Annotated in this window: 19 protein-coding genes; 14 read left to right on the plus strand and 5 right to left on the minus strand. The window is 34.8% G+C overall.

The window, feature by feature from the left end; translation table 11 throughout:
- Positions 1-187 precede the first annotated feature (187 nt).
- From B3P17_RS14565 to B3P17_RS14585, 5 genes are all read left to right on the plus strand, one after another.
- Entirely contained in the window at positions 188-721 is a 534-nt protein-coding gene (locus B3P17_RS14565) for a UpxY family transcription antiterminator (RefSeq protein ID WP_291031190.1), read from the plus strand.
- An 85-nt stretch (positions 722-806) separates the two neighbouring features.
- Positions 807-1,205 carry a Gfo/Idh/MocA family protein gene (locus tag B3P17_RS14570; RefSeq protein ID WP_422653401.1) on the plus strand — a complete coding sequence of 133 codons (399 nt, stop codon included), beginning with the start codon at positions 807-809 and terminating at the stop codon, positions 1,203-1,205.
- A gap of 49 nt (positions 1,206-1,254) precedes the next feature.
- Positions 1,255-1,659 (plus strand): Gfo/Idh/MocA family oxidoreductase, encoded by a 405-nt coding sequence (locus B3P17_RS14575; RefSeq protein ID WP_291106033.1) that lies wholly within the window; start codon positions 1,255-1,257, stop codon positions 1,657-1,659.
- Between the two features lie 2 nt (positions 1,660-1,661).
- On the plus strand, positions 1,662-2,537 hold the full coding sequence (locus B3P17_RS14580; RefSeq protein ID WP_291106035.1) for a hypothetical protein: 876 nt from the start codon (positions 1,662-1,664) through the stop codon (positions 2,535-2,537).
- A gap of 99 nt (positions 2,538-2,636) precedes the next feature.
- Positions 2,637-2,843 carry a hypothetical protein gene (locus tag B3P17_RS14585; protein ID WP_252637497.1) on the plus strand — a complete coding sequence of 69 codons (207 nt, stop codon included), beginning with the start codon at positions 2,637-2,639 and terminating at the stop codon, positions 2,841-2,843.
- A 234-nt stretch (positions 2,844-3,077) separates the two neighbouring features.
- Here B3P17_RS14585 and B3P17_RS14590 read toward each other — a convergent pair whose 3' ends face one another.
- Positions 3,078-3,956, minus strand: a complete 879-nt coding sequence (locus B3P17_RS14590) for a helix-turn-helix domain-containing protein (protein WP_252637495.1) — start codon at positions 3,954-3,956, stop codon at positions 3,078-3,080.
- A gap of 170 nt (positions 3,957-4,126) precedes the next feature.
- On the opposite strand from B3P17_RS14590, the gene B3P17_RS14595 reads away from it, so the two are divergent.
- The 3 genes from B3P17_RS14595 to B3P17_RS14605 are packed head-to-tail and all read left to right on the plus strand — an operon-like array spanning position 4,127 to position 9,564.
- Complete coding sequence (locus tag B3P17_RS14595; RefSeq protein WP_252637493.1) at positions 4,127-5,179, plus strand: efflux RND transporter periplasmic adaptor subunit; 1,053 nt, start codon at positions 4,127-4,129, stop codon at positions 5,177-5,179.
- Positions 5,180-5,188: 9 nt separating this feature from the next.
- Positions 5,189-8,290 (plus strand): efflux RND transporter permease subunit, encoded by a 3,102-nt coding sequence (locus B3P17_RS14600; protein ID WP_291106039.1) that lies wholly within the window; start codon positions 5,189-5,191, stop codon positions 8,288-8,290.
- 32 nt (positions 8,291-8,322) lie between these two features.
- Positions 8,323-9,564 (plus strand): TolC family protein, encoded by a 1,242-nt coding sequence (locus tag B3P17_RS14605; RefSeq protein WP_291106041.1) that lies wholly within the window; start codon positions 8,323-8,325, stop codon positions 9,562-9,564.
- A 137-nt stretch (positions 9,565-9,701) separates the two neighbouring features.
- Here the strand turns inward: B3P17_RS14605 and B3P17_RS14610 are convergent, their stop codons facing one another.
- From B3P17_RS14610 to B3P17_RS14625, 4 genes are all read right to left on the minus strand, one after another.
- Positions 9,702-9,944 (minus strand): pyridoxamine 5'-phosphate oxidase family protein, encoded by a 243-nt coding sequence (locus B3P17_RS14610; protein ID WP_291106043.1) that lies wholly within the window; start codon positions 9,942-9,944, stop codon positions 9,702-9,704.
- Positions 9,881-10,171 (minus strand): pyridoxamine 5'-phosphate oxidase family protein, encoded by a 291-nt coding sequence (locus tag B3P17_RS14615; protein ID WP_291106045.1) that lies wholly within the window; start codon positions 10,169-10,171, stop codon positions 9,881-9,883. Before B3P17_RS14615 ends, B3P17_RS14610 begins: the two co-directional genes overlap by 64 nt.
- A gap of 165 nt (positions 10,172-10,336) precedes the next feature.
- Positions 10,337-11,935 (minus strand): ATP-binding cassette domain-containing protein, encoded by a 1,599-nt coding sequence (locus tag B3P17_RS14620; protein ID WP_252637486.1) that lies wholly within the window; start codon positions 11,933-11,935, stop codon positions 10,337-10,339.
- Positions 11,928-13,574, minus strand: coding sequence for an ATP-binding cassette domain-containing protein (locus B3P17_RS14625; RefSeq protein WP_252637485.1), 1,647 nt, complete (start codon positions 13,572-13,574; stop codon positions 11,928-11,930). The genes B3P17_RS14620 and B3P17_RS14625 overlap by 8 nt, the downstream gene beginning before the upstream one ends.
- Before the next feature lie 260 nt (positions 13,575-13,834).
- On the opposite strand from B3P17_RS14625, the gene B3P17_RS14630 reads away from it, so the two are divergent.
- Genes B3P17_RS14630 through B3P17_RS14655 form a run of 6 tightly spaced genes read left to right on the plus strand, consistent with a single transcriptional unit; the run spans position 13,835 to position 22,694 of the window.
- Positions 13,835-16,801 carry a TonB-dependent receptor gene (locus B3P17_RS14630; protein ID WP_252637484.1) on the plus strand — a complete coding sequence of 989 codons (2,967 nt, stop codon included), beginning with the start codon at positions 13,835-13,837 and terminating at the stop codon, positions 16,799-16,801.
- Positions 16,802-16,853: 52 nt separating this feature from the next.
- Positions 16,854-18,185, plus strand: coding sequence for a DUF4876 domain-containing protein (locus B3P17_RS14635; protein WP_252637482.1), 1,332 nt, complete (start codon positions 16,854-16,856; stop codon positions 18,183-18,185).
- Between the two features lie 12 nt (positions 18,186-18,197).
- A complete protein-coding gene (locus B3P17_RS14640) occupies positions 18,198-19,811 on the plus strand; it encodes a DUF6850 family outer membrane beta-barrel protein (protein ID WP_291106049.1) in 1,614 nt (537 codons plus the stop codon).
- Between the two features lie 49 nt (positions 19,812-19,860).
- Positions 19,861-20,736 (plus strand): ABC transporter ATP-binding protein, encoded by an 876-nt coding sequence (locus tag B3P17_RS14645; protein ID WP_252637479.1) that lies wholly within the window; start codon positions 19,861-19,863, stop codon positions 20,734-20,736.
- Between the two features lie 23 nt (positions 20,737-20,759).
- Positions 20,760-21,431 (plus strand): hypothetical protein, encoded by a 672-nt coding sequence (locus tag B3P17_RS14650; RefSeq protein WP_252637477.1) that lies wholly within the window; start codon positions 20,760-20,762, stop codon positions 21,429-21,431.
- 30 nt (positions 21,432-21,461) lie between these two features.
- Positions 21,462-22,694: a DUF4857 domain-containing protein gene (locus B3P17_RS14655; RefSeq protein WP_252637476.1), complete on the plus strand. Its 1,233-nt coding sequence runs from the start codon at positions 21,462-21,464 to the stop codon at positions 22,692-22,694.
- The last annotated feature ends 4 nt before the right edge of the window (positions 22,695-22,698 follow it).

Raw genomic sequence — 22,698 nt, forward strand, 5'->3', positions numbered from 1 at the left:
ACTTATTGAGAATTTTATTTAACACATAAGTGTGTTGTAAATAAATAAAAAATCTGCTGTATTATACACTTTATATCTATAACTAATTGGAATACATTATATTGTAATATTTCATGGAACCAGAGCTATGCTCATATCTGAAATAAAACCTTATAAAGTTCCAGATAATAGCACACTATTCATTCTTATGTACAAGCAAGAGATTCCGAGTTGGTACGCTATGCGTGCGATATTCCGCAAAGAAATGGATACAAAAAAATTATTGGATAAGGAATGCATTAGGAGTTTTATTCCTATGCATTATACACTCACTATGAAAAATGGTCGTAAAGTAAGAGAACTGGTTCCTGCTATTACGAATCTGATCTTTGTTCACGCCACGCCAACAGCTATTAAACAGGTCAAGTCAAAAACCGAATACCTTCAGTATATTATTGATTCGAGGAGTAAAGAAAAAATTATAGTTCCTGATGATCAAATGAAACGCTTCATTGCTGTAGCGAGTATTTGCCACGAAAAAATGACTTACCTAAAACCAGAGGAAGTCGATTTAAGAAAAGGAACTTTAGTGCGGGTACTTGGTGGTCCTTTTGATGGCGTTGAAGGTGTTTTTGTGAAAGTGAAAGGTGCGCGAAGTAGGCGAGTGGTAGTTCTTATACAAGGTATTGCTGCTGTTGTAACTGCCGAGATAGAAACTGACCTGATTGAAGTTATATCATAAGGTGGAATAATTAACTAATCTATTGAAAAAATACATACCATCGCTTCAAGTATTTACAGACTACAAGGAGTTGATTGATAAAACAATGCCGGATGCTATTATCGTCTGTACTCCTCCTAATTATCACTATGCAATATGTAAATATGCTTGTGAGAAGGGGATTAATGTTTTTTGCGAAAAACCCTTTACTCTTTCCACCCAAGAGGCAGATGAACTACAAGATATGTTCAACAAAAAAGGCTTAATTAATCAAGTTGGGTATGTAAACCGCTTTAATGATATGTTCACAACAGCGCGAGAATATGTAAAAGAAGGCTTACTCGGTGATATTGTAAGGTTTAAATCGGAAATGTTCAGTTGTACTATTTCAAAACCCGAAACAGGTGAGAGCTGGCGAGGTAAAAGAGAGAGTGGGGGCGGGGCTGTTTATGAAATGGCTGTCCACGTATTAGACCTTATTAATTATATAATANNTTCCAAATAAAGTTATTGGTACCAGCATGAACCAAATATATTCAAAACATGTGGAGGATATGGTTTCAAGTACTTTAATATACGATAACGGGTGTGTTGGGACATTATATGTGAATTGGAGTGATTCGAGTTATAGAAAACCCAGTAACAAAATTGAAATATTTGGTACAAATGGAAAATTACTGGTAGACCAGTACGAAATGAAGATATTTTTAAATGAATCTGTCTCAGGTCATAATTATAGAAAAGGTTGGAATACTATATACATCACAGACATCTTTAAACCTGTTCCTTTCTACGTTCGAGGAAATGAATTTACTAGACAATTATATCATTTTGCTGACAGTGTTTTAGCCGGTAAGATCGTTGGTGCTACCCAATGTACATTTGAAGATGGATATAATACGCAACGTTTGGTGCACGACATGTTCAATGACTATGATAATAAAAATAAACAAGATTAAATATGGAAAGAATAGATAAAGTCATCTTTGGGGATAATCAGTTTTTCGGGATTAATCACATGTCACAAGAGAAAGCTCAGCAACTTTCCGAAAAATTTCATGATATAAAGAATATCTACAAAGTATATGATCTTGCTTTCAAAAATGGCATTGGAGCTGTTATGCTTAATAGTAATGATCGCGCAAAAGATATATGCGAATATTTTCGTCAGAATAAATCAAAATATAATGATATCGTATGGTATCCTTCAATTCCTTATCCGCACAAATATGCAAACCTGGTCGCTGAGAAAGGAATATTTCCTGCAATCAATGAAGTAATATTTTCTAATAACTCAGCAGTAGGAGCATTGTCGATGATTGCCAAAGGAGGAATGGCAGTATTAGGAAAAGATCCTATAAAGATGATGCAGATGTTGATAGATGCCGAAGTAAAAATGTTCAAGGGGTTAAATGTTAAAGTATTATTCTTACAAAATATCATAACAGATCTTCTTCTTGGGTATGGAACAAAAGATATTTTTGAGGCATATTGCGACTATGTTCGTAAGAAATATAAATTGATTCCGGGACTTATTACTCAGAATATGCCTTATTTGAAGCAAAAACTATCTGAGTGGGGAATAGAAGAGGTTGTTATATGCAGCTCTATTAATAAGATAGGTTACCTTATGTCCCCTTCGGTAGAAGCGTATGTTGATACAATTCGAAATAATGATTCTTCAAAATACCAACTCATGGCAATGAGTACACTTGCTTCAGGAGCAATTAGTGCTCCTGAAGCTTATGAATTTATTAATGCTCTGAATATACAATCCGTTGTTTTTGGTGCTTCCTCAGAAAAAAATATCAGAGAAACTGTGAGTTTAATAAAGTGATATTATTTTGATTGTCATTTGTTTACTATTTAATCTCTGTTTGTCTGAATAGAAATTGCTTACGACTAAAAACGAAATAAGCAAGAATTACACTGAAATATGAATTATGCAAATTTAGACCGTCTCAAGATTCTGGACTATCTTGAGAGGTGCGGTAATGAGGCTTCTGTTGTTGATATAATAGCATATTCAGGAGCAGAAAAACTGAGGGTATACAGCTTGATAACTAAAATGGAACTGAATGGGGAAATCAAAATTTTAGAAAAAACCTCTTTTGGTGCTCCTATATATGTTAAAATAGCCTAAAATATATGTCTATTCCATTATTATACATTTATATATAACCGATCAATTAAATAATTAATCAGATCTCGTGTAGAATCAAAATAGTCTCCAATCCAAGAAATACAGAAGTTCGACTATATTTTCTTACGCAAATTTGAATTTAAATTATTCTAGCCGTCTTGCTTGTGATAAGTAGGGCGGTTTTTTTATTTTAAGGATTATCTATATAACGTTCGATATATTTTATTGAAAATTTTAATTCTTCTTATATTGTAAAGGTGTCAGGCCAGTTCTCTTTTTAAAGTAGGTGCCAAAAAAGGAAGAATTTGGAAAATTCATCTCTTCCGATATCTGTAAGATAGTCATATTTGAGCTCTTTAGTAAAGCTTTAATTGCCATAATAACCATATCGTCTATCCATTGTTGGATATGTATACCACTAGCATCCTTCACTATTTGAGATAAATATTTTGGCGTAATAAACATTTTATCTGCATAGAAACGCACACTACGTTCTTTCATATGATATTCAAATAACAAGCTGATGAAAGTTTGTAAGTATTTTTCTTTGCGGGTCAATACCTTATAGTCAATCTTCTTGTCCTGATATAGCTGCAAAACTTCATAAATTAATGTCTGCAATAAACTTCTTGCAATTTCTTCTTTGTAAAGAAAATTTGTTCTTTTGTAACGCTTTACAATAAAGGCATGCAATTCCAATAAATCATTCGTTTCTTCTTCACTTATCTTTAAACAAGCCATCTGATCTATTTTTTTAGGAATATCAATATCTATAATTAACTTGATATCGGAAATAAAGTCAAAAGAAAATAATAAGAACTCTACAACTAAATCTTCACTTTGCTCTACCAATTCTAAAATATAATTAGGCAGAACAACAATAATAGTACAAGGCTCAATTTTGTACTCACGTAAGTTAATTTTGATTCGTCCGGTACCTTTCACACAAATAGCAAAAGCTATTCCTTCCATAATTTGCGGATATTTGAAATCAAATGCATAATCATCAATATTAGCACTATCATCAGATATGACAAAGTTCTTTATTCCGTGATTTGAGGTTTGATCTTTAAAGTCATCCAGCGATATTTTAGCATAATTTTCCTTATTCATGATCTTATATGTTTCATTTTGGTCCTAAAAATATAAATAAATGTTGATAACTGCATAAAAAACGAAGTTTTGAACGTTTTTGGCGTAGTATTGATTTAGACAGAACCATATTATAAAGAGATCTTTGCGACAGAAATAAATAGTTGTAAAATTCCTTTTTAATGAAAGTTATGGATAAATTGAAATTATTTTTTAGTAGATCGGTATTGTGTCTTCTATTTTTAGGAATGGTTTCCTGTTCCGCAAAAAAGAGTGAAGAAGCCAATTCTAGAACTGTTCCGGTAAAAATACAAACAATAAAGTATAGTGATGATATATACCAACAAGAGTATATAGGAACTGTAGAAGGTGAGAATTCGGTTGATGTTAGTTTTCAAGTAAATGGAAATATTGAACAAGTATATGTACAGGAAGGGCAAAATGTTCGAAAAGGACAATTGTTAGCCCGATTGAATACAAGTTCTATTGAAAGTATGCACAATGCAGCAAAATCGACCCTTAATCAGGCACAAGATGCATATAATCGCTTGTCTATTCTTTATAAGAACAACAGCCTTCCGGAAATAAAATATATAGAGGCGAAGACTCAGTTAGAGCAGGCTCAAGCTAATGAGCAAATCACCCGTAAGAATTTACAGGACTGTAATTTGTATGCTCCCATATCTGGTGTAGTAAGTCAACGCTATCAAGAAGCAGGTGCTAATGTCGCTCCTGGTACTCCAATTTATAATTTGGTAACTATAAATTCGGTGAAAATAAAAATAGCTATTCCCGAGAACGAAATCTCAGCAATAAAAATTGGTGAATCTTCCCGGATAAAAATATCTGCGTTGAATGATGCTGAGTTTGAAGGCAAGATTCAGGAGAAAGGAGTATCTGCAAATCCGTTATCACATACCTACGATATTAAGGTGCAGGTAAATAATCCCAATTCACAGATTATGCCAGGGATGGTGTGCAAAGCTTATCTAATAAATCCATCAGGAGTTTTAGATCGAAAGAATATTATAATTCCATTGAAGGCAATACAGGTAGACTTTTCAGGTAAACAATTTGTCTGGATAAAAGACGATCAAAATAAGGCTATATATAGAGAAATAATTCAAGGAAAGCTGATCGGCAATGGAGTTGTAATAGAGGAGGGGCTGCAAGATGGGGATAACCTAATCATTGAAGGCTATCAGAATGTAAGTCCTGGTGTAACAGTCGAAATAGCTAAATAAGAAGAAGATATGAAATCAGAATCTGGTATTATCGGCTGGGCAATGAAGTATAATAAGATTATATTGCTCATTGTAATAGTGTTAAGTTTATTTGGAATTTATGCGCTTAATGTGATGCCCAAACAGGAATTTCCTGTATTTACAATCCGTCAGGGTGTTGTAGTGGGAGTATATCCTGGAGCCACTTCTGTCGAAGTAGAGGAGCAGTTGGCTAAGCCTCTTGAGAATTTCTTGTTTACATACAAGGAAGTAAAGAAATCGAAAACATATTCACATTCTAAAGATGGGATTGTCTATGTATATGTAGAGCTGAATGATGATGTAAATAACAAGGACGAGGTATGGTCAAAAATAAAACATGGATTGATGTTTTTCAAAGCCAAATTACCATCAGGTGTTTTAGCTCTTATTGCTAATGATGATTTTGGAGATACTTCGGCATTACTAATAACGCTTGAATCGGAGACCAAAACTTATCGTCAATTGGAAACATATTTAGAAAATCTCGAAGACCGTTTACGAACTATAGAATCTGTTTCCAATCTGCGCCGTTATGGAGAACAGAATGAACAGATAAGTATATATGTTGAAAAAGAAAAGCTGGCAGCGTATGGTATTAATATATTGAACCTGTATCAGACGCTCATCACGAAGGGATTTATTACAACTGCAGGTAAGATTGATAATCGTGATATGGATGTGCCAATACATATCGAGAGACCCTATCAATCTGAGAAGGATTTGGAAGAACAAATCATCTATTCAGATGCTCAGGGAAATCATATCCGATTGAAGAATATAGCGAAAGTTGTTCGGGAATATCCTAAGCCTACTAGCTATACTACCAATAATGGCAAAAAGTGCCTCGTTTTATCTACTGAAATGCGTGAAGGCTATAACGTTATTCAATATGGAAAAGATGTCGAAAAGGTTCTCGAACAGTTCCAGAATGATATTCCTAGTGATATTCATATCTATCGTGTAGCCGATCAACCTCAAGTTGTGGCTCATTCTATCACAACTTTCCTAAAAGAGTTAATGATTGCTATTGTAGCTGTTATACTCGTAACAATGATATTATTACCCTTACGGGTTGCCGGCGTTGCGGCATCTTCCATTCCTATATCTATCTTTATATCTTTAGGGTTGATGCTTGCTTTTGGTATGGAGCTTAATACGGTTACATTGGCTGCCCTAATCGTGGTATTGGGTATGATTGTAGATAATTCGATCGTAGTTGTAGACAGCTATCTTGAAAAATTGGATCATGGTATTCCTCGTTGGCAGGCATCGATAGAAAGTGCCAAAGAATATGCTAAAGCCATCATCTCGGCAACACTTGCAATCAGCCTCACGTTCTTTCCATTCTTAGCGATGCTTACAGGACAGTTTCTCGACTTTGTAAAGCTCTTTCCTTGGACTGTACTTATTACGTTGGGTGTATCTTTGGCTGTGGCTGTTCTTTTTATACCTTTTCTGCAATATTTCTTTATACGCAATGGATTACATCAGCCCGGTAAGAAGCAGAAAGAAACATTCTTAGATAAATTACAAAACGGATATAATTGGCTATTGGAAAAAGTATTTCAATACCCGAAGATATCTCTTACGATAGGTATCATTTCTATCATATCGGGTATTTACATGTTTGTCAATGTTCCACAGAAGCTCATGCCTATAGCTGAACGGAATCAGTTTGCAGTTGAAATATATTTACCGAACGGCAGCTCTCTGGAACAGACAGAAGTAATAGCTCAGGATCTTGAAAAGGTTTTGAGGAAGGAGAAAACTGTTGTTTCTGTAACGTCTTTTATTGGAACGGGATCTCCTCGTTTTCAGACAGCTTATGCACCAAAAGTGGGAGGACCTAATTTTGCTCAGTTTATTGTAAATACAACATCGAATGAAGATACAGAATTGTTGTTGGATAAGTATTCCACTCAATATGCCTATCATTATCCGAATGCTTTTGTAAAATTCAAACAATTAGAGTATGAATCAGTAGATGCTGACATTGACGTTCGTATATCGGGAGAGAATATAGCCGATCTGAAGAAAGTGGCAGACACTTTAATGACTAAATTAAAGAAACTGGATGAACCGATCAGAATTTATACAAATTATGAGGAGCCGTTGCCCGGTATAAAAATAACACTAGACCCTGTAGAATCCAATCGGTTGGGCGTAAATGAAGGAACTTTGGCGTTGGGTTTGGCTTCTCGTTTCGGGGGAACACCAATCACTAATATCTGGGAAAATGATTATTCATTGCCTGTTGTATTGAAATCGAAATGGGAGAATAAAGATCCTGTGGCCGAGGATGTATCGAATGAGTATGTTGCAGGTTTATTATCACCTAGTGTCCCTTTACGCCAGATAGCTGATGTTTCAGCAAACTGGACTGAGGGTCAAATCAACCGAAGAAACGGAGTACGCACCCTATCGGTTTTCGTTGATCTAAAGAGAGGCGAAAGATCGGGACTGGTTCAACCAAAGGTGGAGGAGATTGTGAATGCAGTCACTGCAAAATCATTACCTAAAGGTGTTTCTATTTCATATGGAGGAGTAAAGGAATCTGATGGCGAGACAATGCCAAAGTTGATTAAAGCTCTTTCTATCTCAATCGTTATCATCTTTTTCATACTTGTGTTTCACTTCAAAAAGATAAGTTTAGCTACACTCGTTTTGGCTTCTACCTCTTTGAGCATTTTTGGTGCGGCTATTGGTTTAAAGGTGATGAATGTAGACTTTAGTATAACGGCTGTGTTGGGAATTGTGAGCCTAATTGGTATTATCGTTCGTAATGGAATTATTATGTACGATTACACCGAAGAGTTAAGGCATAAACATGGTAAAACAGTATTTGAAGCATCTTTGGAGGCCGGAAAACGACGGATGCGCCCTATATTCCTTACATCAGCTGCTGCATCTATGGGGGTTATTCCTATGATCATAAGTAAGAGCCCACTTTGGTGTCCGATGGGAACAGTTATCAGTTTTGGAACTATTTTCTCCATGATATTCATCCTTACATTATTACCCCTTGCTTATTGGCTAATTTATAAGCATGAAGATAAAAATATATCTAAAGACGAAACCGAACAATTATGATCAAAAAATATATAACAATAGTAACAATGTGTATGATAACTGTATTTATATCTGCACAGACGAAGTATAGTCTCGAAGACTGTAAGCAATTGACTATCGAGAACAATCGAAAAATTAAAAATAGTCGGTTGGAAATCGAATCATCCAAAGAAACTAAAAAGGATGCATTTACTAATTATTTCCCATCGGTCAGTGCTTCAGCATTTGGATTCTCGGCTAAAGATCCTTTGGTTACGATGAACATGGGAGGAGCCCCGATCGGATTTCTTAAAAATGGTATGAGTGCTGGTATTACAGCGACGCAACCGATCTTTGCAGGAGGCAAAATAATCAATGGCAATAAATTGGCTGACTTAGGAATTCAGGTAAGCCAATATCAGGCTAAACTATCCGAAAATGATATGTTGCTGAATACAGAGAATCTTTACTGGCAATTGGTTTCTTTGTATGAAAAAAGAAGAACTTTGGATGTTATAGACAGTCAGGTAGATCAGTTGTTGAAAGATGTAGAGTTGTCTTATAAGACAGGAATGATTACCAATAATGATGTTTTGAAGGTAAAATTAAAAAAGAATGAAGTCGTAAGTAATCGTATTAATCTAGATAATAATATCAAATTGGTGAAAATGTCTTTGTGTCAGCAAATGGCTATGGATTTGAGTTCAGCAGATTCTTTAGATATACAGGTTCCTAATATTGAAGACGTTGAATCGCCTATGAAATATTACGTGGATCATAAAAATGTTTTACCCAATAGAGCAGAAGCAAAACTCCTTGATAAAAATGTAGAAGCCTCGAAGCTGCAGACTAAAATAAAAAGAGCTGATTATTTACCCACAGTGGCTGTTGGTGCAACATATTCCAGAGATAACTTTATGGATAAATGGAATACGAATGGGGCCGTTTTTGTTTCTGTCAATATTCCAATCTCCGGATGGTGGGGTGGTTCTCATGCTATCAAGCAGCAGAAAATACAAGAAAAGATAGCATTAAACAATAAGATAGATATAGAAGAACAACTGTTGTTACAAATGCAGAATGTAAAAAATGAATTGGATAATACTTATAAGCAAATATTGTTGGCAAAAGATGGTGTTGAGCAATCTACAGAAAACTTGCGTCTTAATAATCAGTATTATAAAGTGGGCACAGTAACCCTTACGGATGTATTAGATGCTCAAACATTATTACAGCAAAATCGAGATAAGTATGTTGAATCGTATGCTAATTATCAAAAGAAACGGATTGAGTATTTGCAAGTAACCGGGCGCTAATTTTTTTTATTTAATACCTGTTTTGATAGGGCTGTATGATCTTATATAATAATTCATTTCATTGATAATGAATTAAAATATCTAGATTGTTACAAAATCCCTTGATGGTAAAAGGACATTTTTTATTAAATGTCCTTTTATTTATAATATTTCCCTGTAATTTCAATTGGATCTATCTCTATAATACCCGTTGCTTTCAGCATTTTTTCAGGAAAGCTCAAATGAGATAATTGAGGGGTATATTTTGAAACAACAGCATGTAGTACATTTTCTTTGAGCGATTTATCTTCCACAATTTTGGCTGTACCTAAGATGATTAAACTTCTGAATGCAGTATTTGTGTCACAAACATTTTCGTTATCAGGAATGATTGCACCCATTTCATCACTTCAAATCCAACCTTATCATTTTTAGTCAAGTTTGAAATCTTTTGTCCTTTGATTAGTCCGTGGATATATATTTTTTCATCATAGACGATGAAATGTACAGGGACAACATATGGATACCCATTTTCATTGTGTGTACCTATGCGTCCAACTTCTGCTTTTTTCAATACATCATCTATCTCTATCTTCGACAACTGATGATGCTTCATTCTTCCTTGCATGATAATAGTTTTTATATTAGTATATTACAAAAATATTTATTTTTAGGATTGTCTTTATGGTGCAGATATAATAAAAAATGATAGGCCAGATGTTGCGATCTCAGGATATAACTTGAAAAAAAGAATAAAAACCTTAAGTAAATATTTATAACTGTCTAAGAGCGTTTATATCCTTACAATTTTATCTGATACATATTCAAAATCTTTTAGGTGAGTCGCCATTAGAATTATAATGTCGGGATATTCACGTTTTATGTTCTGAAATATAGTAATAGCATTTTCGGAACTAATACCCGCTGTTGGTTCATCTACAACTAACAGTTGTGGTCTTTTTAGCAAGGCCTGGGCCAGAAGCAATTTCTTCCGCTGCCCACCACTCAGAATTTCACCATTCTCTCCCAACCAGCTATCCAATCCATCGGGAAGCGATAAACGCCAGCTAGTAAGATCTACTGTATCTAATACTTGTTCAATCGCTTCATCCGGGTTACCTTCAAAGTTTTCTCGCAATGTTCCCGTTAATAAATAAGCCTTTTGGGTTACATAAATACATTCCGGGACAGGTAGATGAGACAATTCAATATCGTTATTCCATACTAACGATCCGCTTTTACGATATTCAGGATAAAAAAGGCTGTTTAATAAAGTCGTTTTTCCTTTTCCTGTCTCTCCGAATAGTGAAATCCATTCACCTTTCTTTATTTCTAATGACACCTCTGAGGTAGTCACAGATGTCTCGGGGATCATTGCACTCACATTCTTAAGACTTAGGCTCTCCATTCTTGAATGTACGATTACAGTTTTCAGAGGTTTCTCCCCATCCTTGATAATTCTATCAACATCTTCAACTTGATGAGCAACAGCACTCTTTTCTGATTTTCCCGAAAATAGCATTTCTGCCAATTCGGCCTGTGCCATAATACCGAAAAATATCCCGATGGCTGTAGGTGCATCTATACCATTACCATATGAACTCCATAGTAAAAGCGATGCAATATAACTAAAACCGAGTCCCGCAATTAGCTGCAACCAGAATGAATTGGTTTGTAACTTGTCTTCCAATTGCTCGAGGCGTAATAGCCGTTGTTCGTATTGTCCGATAACTTTCTCTTCCAAACTGTATTTCGATATTTCTATTCTCCCTCTAAAGCTTTGTATAAGAACCTGATTGTTATCTTCTCGGCACATCTTTAGTTCTTCATAGAGTTTTCTGTTTTTCCTGAAAATTAATTGAGGAATAATAAATAAAAGAATGGCTGATGAAATCAAAAATTCTATTGCAATCGTTTGAGAAAAGACAATAAGAAAGAAAAAATATATACTGAGTGAAATGATTAGTGCCGTAAAAGGTAAAAGCCACAAAAGAATGTGATTCAATATCTGGTCGATTCCATGTGTACTGTTCTCTAGTAGTGTTGAATTATTATTTACCTGTTTTTTGAAATAGGGAAATCTGGCTACGGACTGAAAAATTCTCAATTGCAAGCTCTGCTGAGCGTCTAGTGTAGCTTTGTGGTTTTCTAATCGTTCAAAGTATCTTGCAGCCGTTCTGAAAAATGCCATTAAACGTATTATAGCAGATGGTACCAGATACGAAAAAGTAGTACTTGTAGTAACAAACACCACACTACAGATCGCCAAAAACCATCCCGATATAGCAGGAAGGGCAATAAAAGAGATCGTCCACAATATTAGAAGAAATGTTCCTCTCAACCATTTTCCAGCTAAGGGCTTTAATATATATACTCTTATAAATTTATTCATGACTCATTTGCTCTCCCCAATTTAAGTTTACGATTGTATCAGCTACATTATCGAACATTTTCTCATGAGAAGCGACTATAATCAATCGGTCTTCTGCTAATTTCATTATCTCCGGAATGATGATTTCGATTGTATCGGGATCCAGATTGGCTGTAGGCTCATCCAATATTGCTATTGGTTTTGGATACAACATCATTCGGGCTAGTGTAACTAATTGTTTTTCTCCTCCTGACAGTTGTTTGCCATTATGACTTAGTTTAGTTTCCCAACCATCGTCCTTTTTAGCAAGTATTTTATCTAAAAACTCAGGGTATTCTTGTGATTTATTCATTTCATTTTTTAAGAAAACATTATATCTCAAAGTTTCGTCAAAAATAAACGGGAACTGATTCATATATGAAGAATTCATCCTAAGCCACTTTTGCGAATACTTAGTATCCTTTCCGTTTACAGAAATGCTATTGTCCTGTACATACAAGCTTCCGGAGCATATTTTAAGCAAGGTCGATTTTCCTGAGCCCGAAATTCCCTTTATTAATACCAGTCCTTTTAAAGGAAATTGTACATTAATATTGTGTAGAACTTTCACCGGTGAATCGGGATAAGCGAAATTCAAATTGTTAATTGCTAAGTCATTAAACTGATGATCGATATTGATTGAAGTTGTGTCGATGCCTTCATTTAATATTGGTATTAATAATTTTGCTGCAGCCACAGCTCTATTTCTGTCATGGTAGGCACTCACGAATTTTCGTAGATAAAAGAAAAAATAAGGAGACATCATTAGTAAAAATAATGCAATCTGAAAGTCGTAACCTTTTCCGTAATTAGGTCCTGTCATAATACCGAGGAGGCTCATTCCTAAATAGATTGCAACGACAGCAATACAAATAGTAACGAATAGCTCTAATACTGCTGACGATAAAATAGCTACTCGCATGACGTTAGTTGTAGCTTTATTTAACTCCCTACTTTTTTCTGACAAGAAATTATATTGAGGTCTGAAGTTATCTAAATTAACTATTTCCGCAATAGTCTGAAGGCGATTATAAAATACAGCTGAATATTTCAAAAACAGATTAATATGTTTTTTATGAAGAGCTTCAGCCCCTATGCCTATTATGATCATTTGCATTGGGATAACAATCAATGAAACCAAGAGTGTAAGGCCAACCCATTTTTCGATCCAAAAACTAACAATCAGTATCAACCCACTAACCAAAAGGGATGCCATTGCGTATGGAATAAAAAAGGCGTAAAAAGGTTTCAAATCCTCACAAATTCTGGTAATGTAGAGGGTGCTTGCTACAGAGTCTAATTTATTGTTGTTTAATAATATTGGATAAAGGTTTTTTTTGACTTTGGATACAATCGTATTTCCCGCTTTATAATTGAATATCGAAGCAAAATGAGCAAAGATATATCTAGCCGTAAGAAACACTAATGCAGATAGGAGAGGATGTGGCTGAAGTAATCCCCGATCAAGCCATGAGGTTGCAAATTGTGATAAATACCAGCAAAAAGCGATAAAAGATACCGCACTTAAAATAGTAAATACAGCCGCTATAATATATAGACCTTTGGCTTCAGTTATTTTTTTACTCAGCCATCGGGATGCATTATCTTGGTTTGAACTCATAATGATTATCTATAATTTTGGTTCATTTATCAACAAAGATAATGATTTACTCCATGTTGTTACAACATATAGGAATGATTTTCCTCGATCTTGATTTTATCCTACAAGAAACAAATTAGGTAATATTAATTACTATTTTATAAAAACGGAGTGGAGATACCTACTATATGGTATTTATAGGAATCAAAATACCAAGAATATGCGATTGAAGGCTTTTTGTTGAACAACTACATTTGTATCTCTAACATTTTATAAAATTAATGAAAAAGAGTTTATTGCTCTACTTTTTATTTATATGCACTATTGAATCTGCATATTGCCAGTTATACACGATATCGGGAAAACTCTTAGACAAGAAACATCAGACGCCCATAGAGTATGCTACAATCTCTATCTCAGATCTTGGCTTAGCTGTTATTTCCGACATTGAAGGGAAATTCACTATTAAAAATATTCCGGCGGGATTTTTTGAGCTGAATATTTCTATCTTGGGATATGAGAAAAAAGCATTCAAAATACAAGTAGATAAGAATAAAAACGATCTGCTTTTTTATTTGGCAGAGGATAACTTACTATTGAATGAGATAGTTGTTACTGCAGAGAAGAAAGTGGAAGATCTTACAACAGCCTATACTATCGAACGTGCAGCATTAGATCAGATACAAGTGTTGAATATCACTGAAATAGCAGCTCTTTTACCCGGAGGCCAAACCAGTAAAAAAATAAATTTAGCTATTAGTCGTGCAGGTGCCGACCGCTTTAATCTTCGCTCTAACGGAGGGAGTGAACTAGGCTTATCTTCTTTTGGAACAGTAGTCGAAGTCGATGGCGTACGAATATCCAACAATAGTCAATTTATAAAAGAAGTAGAGGGGGCTGATACCCGCAATATAGCTTCAAATAATATTGAGTCTGTAGAGGTTATAACCGGAGTTCCTTCTGTCGAGCATGGAGACTTATCCAATGGGATGATACGTATAAATTCGAAGAAAGGCAAATCGCCATTAAATATAGAACTAAGTACCAAGCCGAATACAAAATCTATCGCTTTCGATAAAGGCTTCCTTTTAGGGAAGAAGTGGGGGATACTTAATACGAGTTTTGAGCATACAAAATCCAACTCCGATATAGCTTCTCCTTATACAACTTATGTAAGAAATAATCTATCTCTGATTTATTCCAAGGCATTTAATCCGTATCGGAATAATCCTTTGAATTTTTCTTTAGGTTTGACAGGGAATGTTGGAGGCTATAATTCGAAAGGAGATCCGGATGCTTTTGTAGATACTTATACAAAAGAAAGGGATAATGCACTTCGGTTGAACATGAAGCTAGATTGGCTGCTTAACAAACCGTGGATTACTAAATTAGAATTTTCGGGAACTCTTAATTATTCGGATCTACAAAGTGAGAAGAAAGAAAACAAGGACAGTAATACTTCAACAGCTGCTATTCATACATCAGAATCTGGTTATTTTATCGGTTCTTTGTATGACATCAACCCGAATGCTGAGATTATACTGATCCCCGGAGGATATTGGTATACAACAAGAAGAGAAGATAGTAAACCTCTTTTATTTACAACAAAGATGAAAGCTAATTGGATACGAAAATTCGGAGATGTAACTAATCGCTTTATGCTAGGATCAGATTTTAATCGGACTACAAATCTAGGCAAGGGAATATATTATACCGATATGCGCTATGCTCCTACATGGAGAGAATATAAATATAGCGATCAGTCTGCAGTAAATAATCTGGCTCTTTTTGCCGAAAATGAAGTAACTTTTGTCTTACCTAGGGAAACTTCATTAAAGACATCAGTTGGTCTGCGAAGTGATTTAACATATATAAGTAAATCTGAGTACGGAACAATTAATAGTTTGTCACCTCGGGTTAGTGCAAAATATATATTCTGGAATCGTCCCAAAAACACTCTTTCTTTAATGAGTTTACGTGCAGGATTTGGAGATGCTGTAAAGCTTCCTTCTTCATATATATTGAATCCAACTCCTACCTATCAGGATAGATTGGTTTTTACACCAGGTACAACGGCACAAAACACAACGTATTACGCATACAATACGATGCCCAGTACAACTATTTACAATCCGAATCTTAAATGGCAAAGAAGCCGTTTAATAGAATTAGAATTCAATACTCGTATTGGACAAGTAGATATTTCGTTACTAGCCTATAACAGTAAGACAATAGCCCCCTATGCTGATGCTACCCTATACACTCCGTATTCTTATAAATTTACAGATCAGACAGCACTTGAGAATAATTTAATTCCTGAAGCTAATCGTTCATACCAAATAGATAAGACTACCGGAATAGTTACCGTTTCAGATTTGACAGGAAATTTGCCTAGCCAACAGTTAGCTTATAAAGAAAGGAATACATTTAAGACCAATAGTTATTATTACAATGAATCTGATTTTTCGAAAAGAGGGCTGGAATGGGTAATTAATTTCGGCAAAATCCCCTCTATTCATACTTCATTCCAAGTAGATGGATCTTACAACTATTATAAGGGGCTAAAAACAAAGTTGATAGCATATTCGCCTAGCCTTTCTCAAAATATGGCTGATGGAAATCCTTATAAATATATCGGTCTATATGAAGGTACGGATGATGTTGCTAATGGCAGCCTCTCTAAAAAAATAACAAATAATCTTTCGATAAGTACTCATATACCAGCAATACGCCTCATAGTATCTCTTCGATTAGAAAGTTGTTTGTATGATTATAAGCAAAAATTGAGCGAATCATCTACAGGCTCACGAGGTTTTGTAATAGATAATAGGAGTGATTACATCCCTTCAAATTCAGAGACAAATATCTATAAAGGAGACTATTTCGTTGCTCTTTATCCTTTATATTATGTGAGCTTGGATGATATGAATACAAAAATTCCATTTAAAGAAAAGTTCTTATGGGCCAAAGATAATGATTCCGCTTTATTCAACGAGCTGGCAAGAATGGTGGTTCGATCAAATGTTAATTACTATTTCAAACCTACAGATATATCCGCATATTTTTCGGCGAATCTGAATGTGACAAAAGAGTTGGGTGATCATGTTTCAATATCATTTCTGGCAAATAACTTTTTTAATAATGTTGCAAAGGTTAAGAATAAACAAAATAACAGTGAATATTCTTTATTCGGCTCTGGTTATTTACCTGAATTTTATTACGGACTAACTCTTCGTATCAAATTGTAAAAAGATGGTTGAGAAAGATGTAAAATAAATATAAACATATAAAAAGTAACTTATGAATTTACAAAAATTATTTTTCTTACTAATAGCAGTTCTTACAATAGGAACTTCTTGCAATGACACTGATGATAATGATAAATATCAAACTTATGATGTGGCTGTTAAACTAGTTTATCCAGATGATTACACTTCATCTGAAAATGTTATTGTTACACTCGTTAATACAACTACGAAAGCAGCATATACGGCAACAACAAACGCTTCGGGGGAGGCATCTTTTAAAGTCTCTACAGGTATCTATCAGGTAACAGCGACTGATAATAGGGCCGTTGGTGGAAGCTCTTATGTTTTGAATGGTCAATCGAATCTTACGATTGGAAATAATTGGGTTAATACCACCCCGGTTGAATTAAAATTGAATGCATCCAAGACAGGACAAATAGTTATCAAAGAATTATATGTTGGAGGATGTCAAAAGAATGATGGATCGGGAAAATTTCAGAATGATGCATACGTTGTTTTGTATAATAACTCAAGTATTGATTTGAGCTTAGAAAATACAGCGTTAGGTACAACTATACCTTACAATTTTACATCTGCTAATAAATACTATTCGAACGGAAAGCTTTCGTACGAGGCAGAAGGATGGGTTCCGGCAGGAGCAGCTATCTGGTATTTTAAGAATCCGGTAAAAATAGCATCCGGTAAGCAAATTGTAATTGCATTAAAAAATGCAGTAGACAATACTACAACCTATAGTAATTCGGTAAATTTAGCGAACTCTGAATATTATTGTACATACGATATCTCGGGACAATATACAAATACGACATCTTATCCTTCTCCGGCTTCTGTTATTCCTACAAGTCATTACTTGTCAGCATCTGTTTATGGAGCGGGTAATGCATGGCCTCTAAGTACTATATCTCCAACATTCTTCATCTTTAATACACAAGGAACAACTCCGGCAGCATTTGCCAGTGATGCAACAAAAAGAGAAGATTATTTCGGAAGTACGGCTTTAGTAAGCTTAAAGGTTCCGGTAGAATGGATTCTTGATGGTGTAGAAATAAAAGGACAAGGAGTTGATGGGGTTAAGCGACTAACCTCTACAGTTGATGCGGGCTATGTAACAATGATTAATGGTTTTGGGTACTCAGTATACCGTAATGTAGATAAAGAAGCAACGGAAGCTGTTGAAAGTAATGCAGGGAAATTGGTTTATAATTATTCATTGGGAACAATCGATCAACAAGATGGAACAACCGATCCAAGTACAATCGATGCCGAAGCTTCAATTAAAAATGGTGCACGCATTATATATAAAGATACCAATAATTCAACAAACGATTTTCATCAACGTAAGAAAGCTTCCCTGAAAGATTAATACACAAAAATAATGACTAAAAAAGTACATAATATAACGATTCTTTTGCTTCTAGTTGGATTTTGTATACCCAAAAAGCTAATTGCGCAATACGAAAAAACAGGATGGGAAAGTTATGAGTATGTACAAGAATCAAATCCCTGGCTGTATTCTGATAATGCAGCCGGGCTTCATTCTATTACTATCGACAATCTCTCTTATGCCGAAGCTTATTTTAATAAGAAAAATGGTAAGTTAAGAAACTACTTTCAGTCTGATAATAGTTTCCAATCTGGAGCAGATGTGAAATCTTTATATCGATTAAATTCCAAAACAGTATTTTATGGAAATGTAAATTATAGCCATTTTGAAGGCAAAAATATGGGGGGTGCTACCTTTATTGATCCTTATGTAAGCCCATTCAACATCGTAGAATATGCAGATAGTACGCAGGGGAAAAAGGCGTTGGATATATATCATCTGATAGGGGCATTTAGTACGGAACTTGCGAGAGGATTTAATGTAGGAACAAAATTAGATTATAAAACTTCTAATTATGCAAAATTTAAAGATCTTCGTCATGAAAACAGAGAAATGGACTTGATACTCACATTAGGAGCTGCTTACCGGATATCTCCATTTTGGGAAGCTGGTATTAATTATACATATCGACGTAGGATCGAAGAAATACGTTTTCAATCATATGGGAATACCGATCAACAGTTTAACTCATTGATAGACTTTGGTGTTTTTTATGGGCATCAGGTACGATTCAGTAAAAGTGATAGTTATACAGAGGCTAATACTCGCAAACCTCTATTTGAAGAGTTTCAAGGAGCATCCCTTCAATTAAATTTTACATTGTCTCCTAACATATTATTTTTTAATGAATTGACTTTGAAGTGGAGAGACGGATATTATGGTAAGCGTGGCACATCGTCTGTCGTATATACAGAACATACTTCTAAAATAAATGAGTATCGGGGTAATTTGACATTGCTAAATAGTAACGATCGCCACATACTCTCATTTAATATAAGTAGAGAATTGCTCAAGAACTATGAAAATTCATATCAAGATAGTACGCTACCCAATGGAACTACGGTGATTGACTATTCGAGCCAAGAAGAGATGTTGAATAAGAAAATCTGGAAATTTAGTGCTGGGTATACGGCATATCTTGGCGTAAAAGATTATTCTCCTATATGGATATTGAAGATTAATGGAGAAGCAAATAATATGAAGCAAACTGTTTCTATTTATCCGAATTACCGCAAACAAGATATAAATCAATGGAGTGTAGGAATGTCAGCGAGTCGTAATATTCTAAAATCATTAAATCAGTATAGTTTAACTCTTGGATTCGGTTATATTTCAGGAGGAGGTAACGAAAAGAAAGATGGGGCTTATGATTCTTCCACTCAAGGATCTACCTCTGTTAGTTTAAATCGTTATATCTACCGGGAATTCGAATATCTGACGACAGACCGTGTCCGAGGAAATGTAAGTTTTCGTTATTCAAGACTTTTTCCAGGCAAGATAAAAGGGTATGCACAATTTAATTATGCTTTGACAAATGCCTTTTCTACCAAATACATTGGTAAAACTTTTAATGAGCTGGCTCTATCGGTAGGAGTTGGCTTTTAATAAATAGAATAAGGAATCACTAAGAACAACTATCATAAAAGAACCAATTATGGATACAATTATTCAGTGTGACAAAATAACACACTATTATGGAACAAAACTTATCTACCAAGACTTGAGTTTTGAAGTCAAGAAAGGCAAGATATTAGGATTGCTCGGAAAAAATGGAACGGGAAAGACCACAATTATAAATATCCTCAACGGATATCTACGTCCACAAGCAGGTGTGTGTCGAATTTTTGGTGAAGAAATGGACCACTTTACGCCACAGACCAAAGCTCGTATAGGCCTTTTGCTCGAAGGACATATACAGCATACGTATTTTAATGTTGTACAAATAGAGAAATTCTATAGTAGTTTTTTCCCAAATTGGAACAGAGATGCGTATTATGAATTGCTGAAAAAACTACAGGTAACTAAAACTCAGAAGATAAGTACGATGTCTTGCGGGCAACGTTCTCAAGTAGCTCTCGGATTACTATTTGCGCAAAATCCCGATTTGCTGATTCTCGACGATTTCTCTATGGGATTAGATCCCGGCTATCGCCGCTTGTTTATCGAATATCTGAAAGAATATGCGACAGCCGAAGATAAAACGATTTTCCTTACATCCCATATAATACAAGATATGGAAATGCTTATTGATGATTGTATTATTCTCGATTATGGTAAAATATTACTTCACCAACCTACAAGTTACATCATGAATCAATTTAAACGCTATCGCTTTACAGCCAAGACTGAAGAGATAGGTGCTTTAGATGGATTATGGAATACAGAAAAGATCGGATCGTTCTGGGAAACTTATTCCTTTGACGGAATAGGAGCTGTGAATCAAAAATTAGCACCTTTTGCTGTTGCTGAGGTAAAAGAGGAAGCTTTGACATTAGAGGACGCTTTTATAGGTTTGACAGGTAAATATTAATAAGAAACAGAATACAAATAGATATGATACAAGCTCTTTTATTTAAAGAATGGATTAAAACCCGACGTGTGGTTACCTTAATTGGAATTATCTTCGTTGCTCTGATTATTTACACACTCATAAACACAGGACAACAATTTCGTCTTGGAGGTGCTGTACAAATTTGGTCGACAGTGATACTTAAAGATATGCCTATTCTCCCCGGATTTGCACAATGGATTCCTCTTTTGGCTGGTCTTTTATTAGGTGTTTCTCAATTTGCCCCTGAAATGCATGACAAGCGTCTTAAATTGACTTTGCATTTACCTATGTTAGAAACAAAAATTATGTCTGTCTTACTCTTTTTGGGAATAGGCATCTTGTTGTTTATCTTTTTGTTAAGCTATCTAGTCTTATCGTTTTCTTTTTCTTTCTATTATCCTTCAGAAATTATAAAAGCAATGATATGGGCAAACTTACCATATTTGCTTGCTGGTATTTTTGGATACTTATTCGCTGCATGGATAAGCCTTGAACCCATATGGCGTCAACGAATAGGATATACATTGGCCTCTATTGGCTTTCTTTCTTTCCTATTCATCCGCTCCGTTTCAGGAGCCTACATGCCATTTATGCCATATCTTGTAGTTTTAATGGTTCTTTGCTTTTTCTTTCCCTTCTATTCTATGTATCGGTTTAAAGATGGGGCACAATAACGGAATATTAATTGATAGAAAGTTACAGAAATGAAGTTTAAAAATATTATTTATATAATCATACTGTTGTTCATAACCTTAATAGGAATGTGGGTAATTCCTGCTTTGGTAAATAAAGCAACATATAACTCTGACCAATATCCTTTTGCCTATTACAGTACAATACTGAAAGATATTGGCTTAATAGATTACAAAAACAAAAAGTTCCCGATGCAAGATTTGAAGGGGAACAAATATAATACAGCGCAGTTCGACTCCCTCATGCCAATGTTGAATTATCGTCAGTTGATGACTGATGGGAAATTGCCGGATAGTATCAATGGGCAAAAAATAACCCCGCAGTTACTCCGATCTAAATCTGTTGTTTATAAATACAAGCCTTCAGATATAAATACTCCTGTCAATGGGCTTTATATTTTATTAGAAACTATGCCTAAGCGTGTAGGATTAGAAATTCCGAACGATGTGTTTCGTCTTAAAAATAACATTGAGTTTATAGATGCACAAACCAATACATTGGAAGTTGAAAAAAGTAGGCTTTTTCAACAGGCTCTGGACAAAGAAGGGTTTCAGTATCCCGCCCAATGGCTTATAGGAAATCCAAATCCACGTAAGCCTTACGATGAAGGATATTTTGTGTTGGATGCTAACAATCAATTATTCCATATGAAGATGGTTAACAATCGTCCTTATATAAAGAATACAAAAATAGGTGAAAAGATACAGGCTTCATATTTCTCGATGCTGGAAGTTGCCGATAAAAGATTTTATGGATTTCTTTTCAGCAAACAAGGTGAACTATTTATTATCGAAAATGATGGAGCTAATTATAAGACAGTGAAATTGGATATAGATCCGATAGATATGCAAAAGGACGAAGTAATCTTGATGGGCAACATGTTCGATTGGACTGTTTCCGTCGTAACACCTTTTGCTAAAAAGATTTATGCACTAGATGCCGAAACCCTAAAAAGAATTGGAGAGCATACTATTGATCGTACACCCGGTAGATGGGATGCTGTTTCTAAATGGACATTTCCTGTATATTTAACTCTCGAAAAATCAGAGACTAGCTATATACAACCCTATTTTCACTATATAGGGATTTATGGCTTTGCAGTAAATCTAATTATAGCATTCTTGACAGTTATTTTTATAACGGGTTCTCCTAAAAGGAAAATTTTTAATGGAATATATATCTTTTTAACCGGTATAGCGGGCTTAGTAGCCTTGTTAATCTTGCCTAATTCAAAAAATAAATAAAGTA

The organism is Dysgonomonas sp. UBA7630, from assembly GCF_002483985.1.
GTDB lineage: Bacteria > Bacteroidota > Bacteroidia > Bacteroidales > Dysgonomonadaceae > Dysgonomonas.

What these genes read in the sequence shown, in the direction of transcription:
- B3P17_RS14565 (WP_291031190.1), top strand. Translation starts at nt 188, where the DNA reads ATGTACAAGCAAGAGATTCCGAGTTGGTACGCTATGCGTGCGATATTC.
- B3P17_RS14575 (WP_291106033.1), top strand. Translation starts at nt 1,255, where the DNA reads ATGGTTTCAAGTACTTTAATATACGATAACGGGTGTGTTGGGACATTA.
- B3P17_RS14580 (WP_291106035.1), top strand. Translation starts at nt 1,662, where the DNA reads ATGGAAAGAATAGATAAAGTCATCTTTGGGGATAATCAGTTTTTCGGG.
- B3P17_RS14585 (WP_252637497.1), top strand. Translation starts at nt 2,637, where the DNA reads ATGAATTATGCAAATTTAGACCGTCTCAAGATTCTGGACTATCTTGAG.
- B3P17_RS14590 (WP_252637495.1), bottom strand. Translation starts at nt 3,956, where the DNA reads ATGAATAAGGAAAATTATGCTAAAATATCGCTGGATGACTTTAAAGAT.
- B3P17_RS14595 (WP_252637493.1), top strand. Translation starts at nt 4,127, where the DNA reads ATGGATAAATTGAAATTATTTTTTAGTAGATCGGTATTGTGTCTTCTA.
- B3P17_RS14600 (WP_291106039.1), top strand. Translation starts at nt 5,189, where the DNA reads ATGAAATCAGAATCTGGTATTATCGGCTGGGCAATGAAGTATAATAAG.
- B3P17_RS14605 (WP_291106041.1), top strand. Translation starts at nt 8,323, where the DNA reads ATGATAACTGTATTTATATCTGCACAGACGAAGTATAGTCTCGAAGAC.
- B3P17_RS14610 (WP_291106043.1), bottom strand. Translation starts at nt 9,944, where the DNA reads ATGGGTGCAATCATTCCTGATAACGAAAATGTTTGTGACACAAATACT.
- B3P17_RS14615 (WP_291106045.1), bottom strand. Translation starts at nt 10,171, where the DNA reads ATGCAAGGAAGAATGAAGCATCATCAGTTGTCGAAGATAGAGATAGAT.
- B3P17_RS14620 (WP_252637486.1), bottom strand. Translation starts at nt 11,935, where the DNA reads ATGAATAAATTTATAAGAGTATATATATTAAAGCCCTTAGCTGGAAAA.
- B3P17_RS14625 (WP_252637485.1), bottom strand. Translation starts at nt 13,574, where the DNA reads ATGAGTTCAAACCAAGATAATGCATCCCGATGGCTGAGTAAAAAAATA.
- B3P17_RS14630 (WP_252637484.1), top strand. Translation starts at nt 13,835, where the DNA reads ATGAAAAAGAGTTTATTGCTCTACTTTTTATTTATATGCACTATTGAA.
- B3P17_RS14635 (WP_252637482.1), top strand. Translation starts at nt 16,854, where the DNA reads ATGAATTTACAAAAATTATTTTTCTTACTAATAGCAGTTCTTACAATA.
- B3P17_RS14640 (WP_291106049.1), top strand. Translation starts at nt 18,198, where the DNA reads ATGACTAAAAAAGTACATAATATAACGATTCTTTTGCTTCTAGTTGGA.
- B3P17_RS14645 (WP_252637479.1), top strand. Translation starts at nt 19,861, where the DNA reads ATGGATACAATTATTCAGTGTGACAAAATAACACACTATTATGGAACA.
- B3P17_RS14650 (WP_252637477.1), top strand. Translation starts at nt 20,760, where the DNA reads ATGATACAAGCTCTTTTATTTAAAGAATGGATTAAAACCCGACGTGTG.
- B3P17_RS14655 (WP_252637476.1), top strand. Translation starts at nt 21,462, where the DNA reads ATGAAGTTTAAAAATATTATTTATATAATCATACTGTTGTTCATAACC.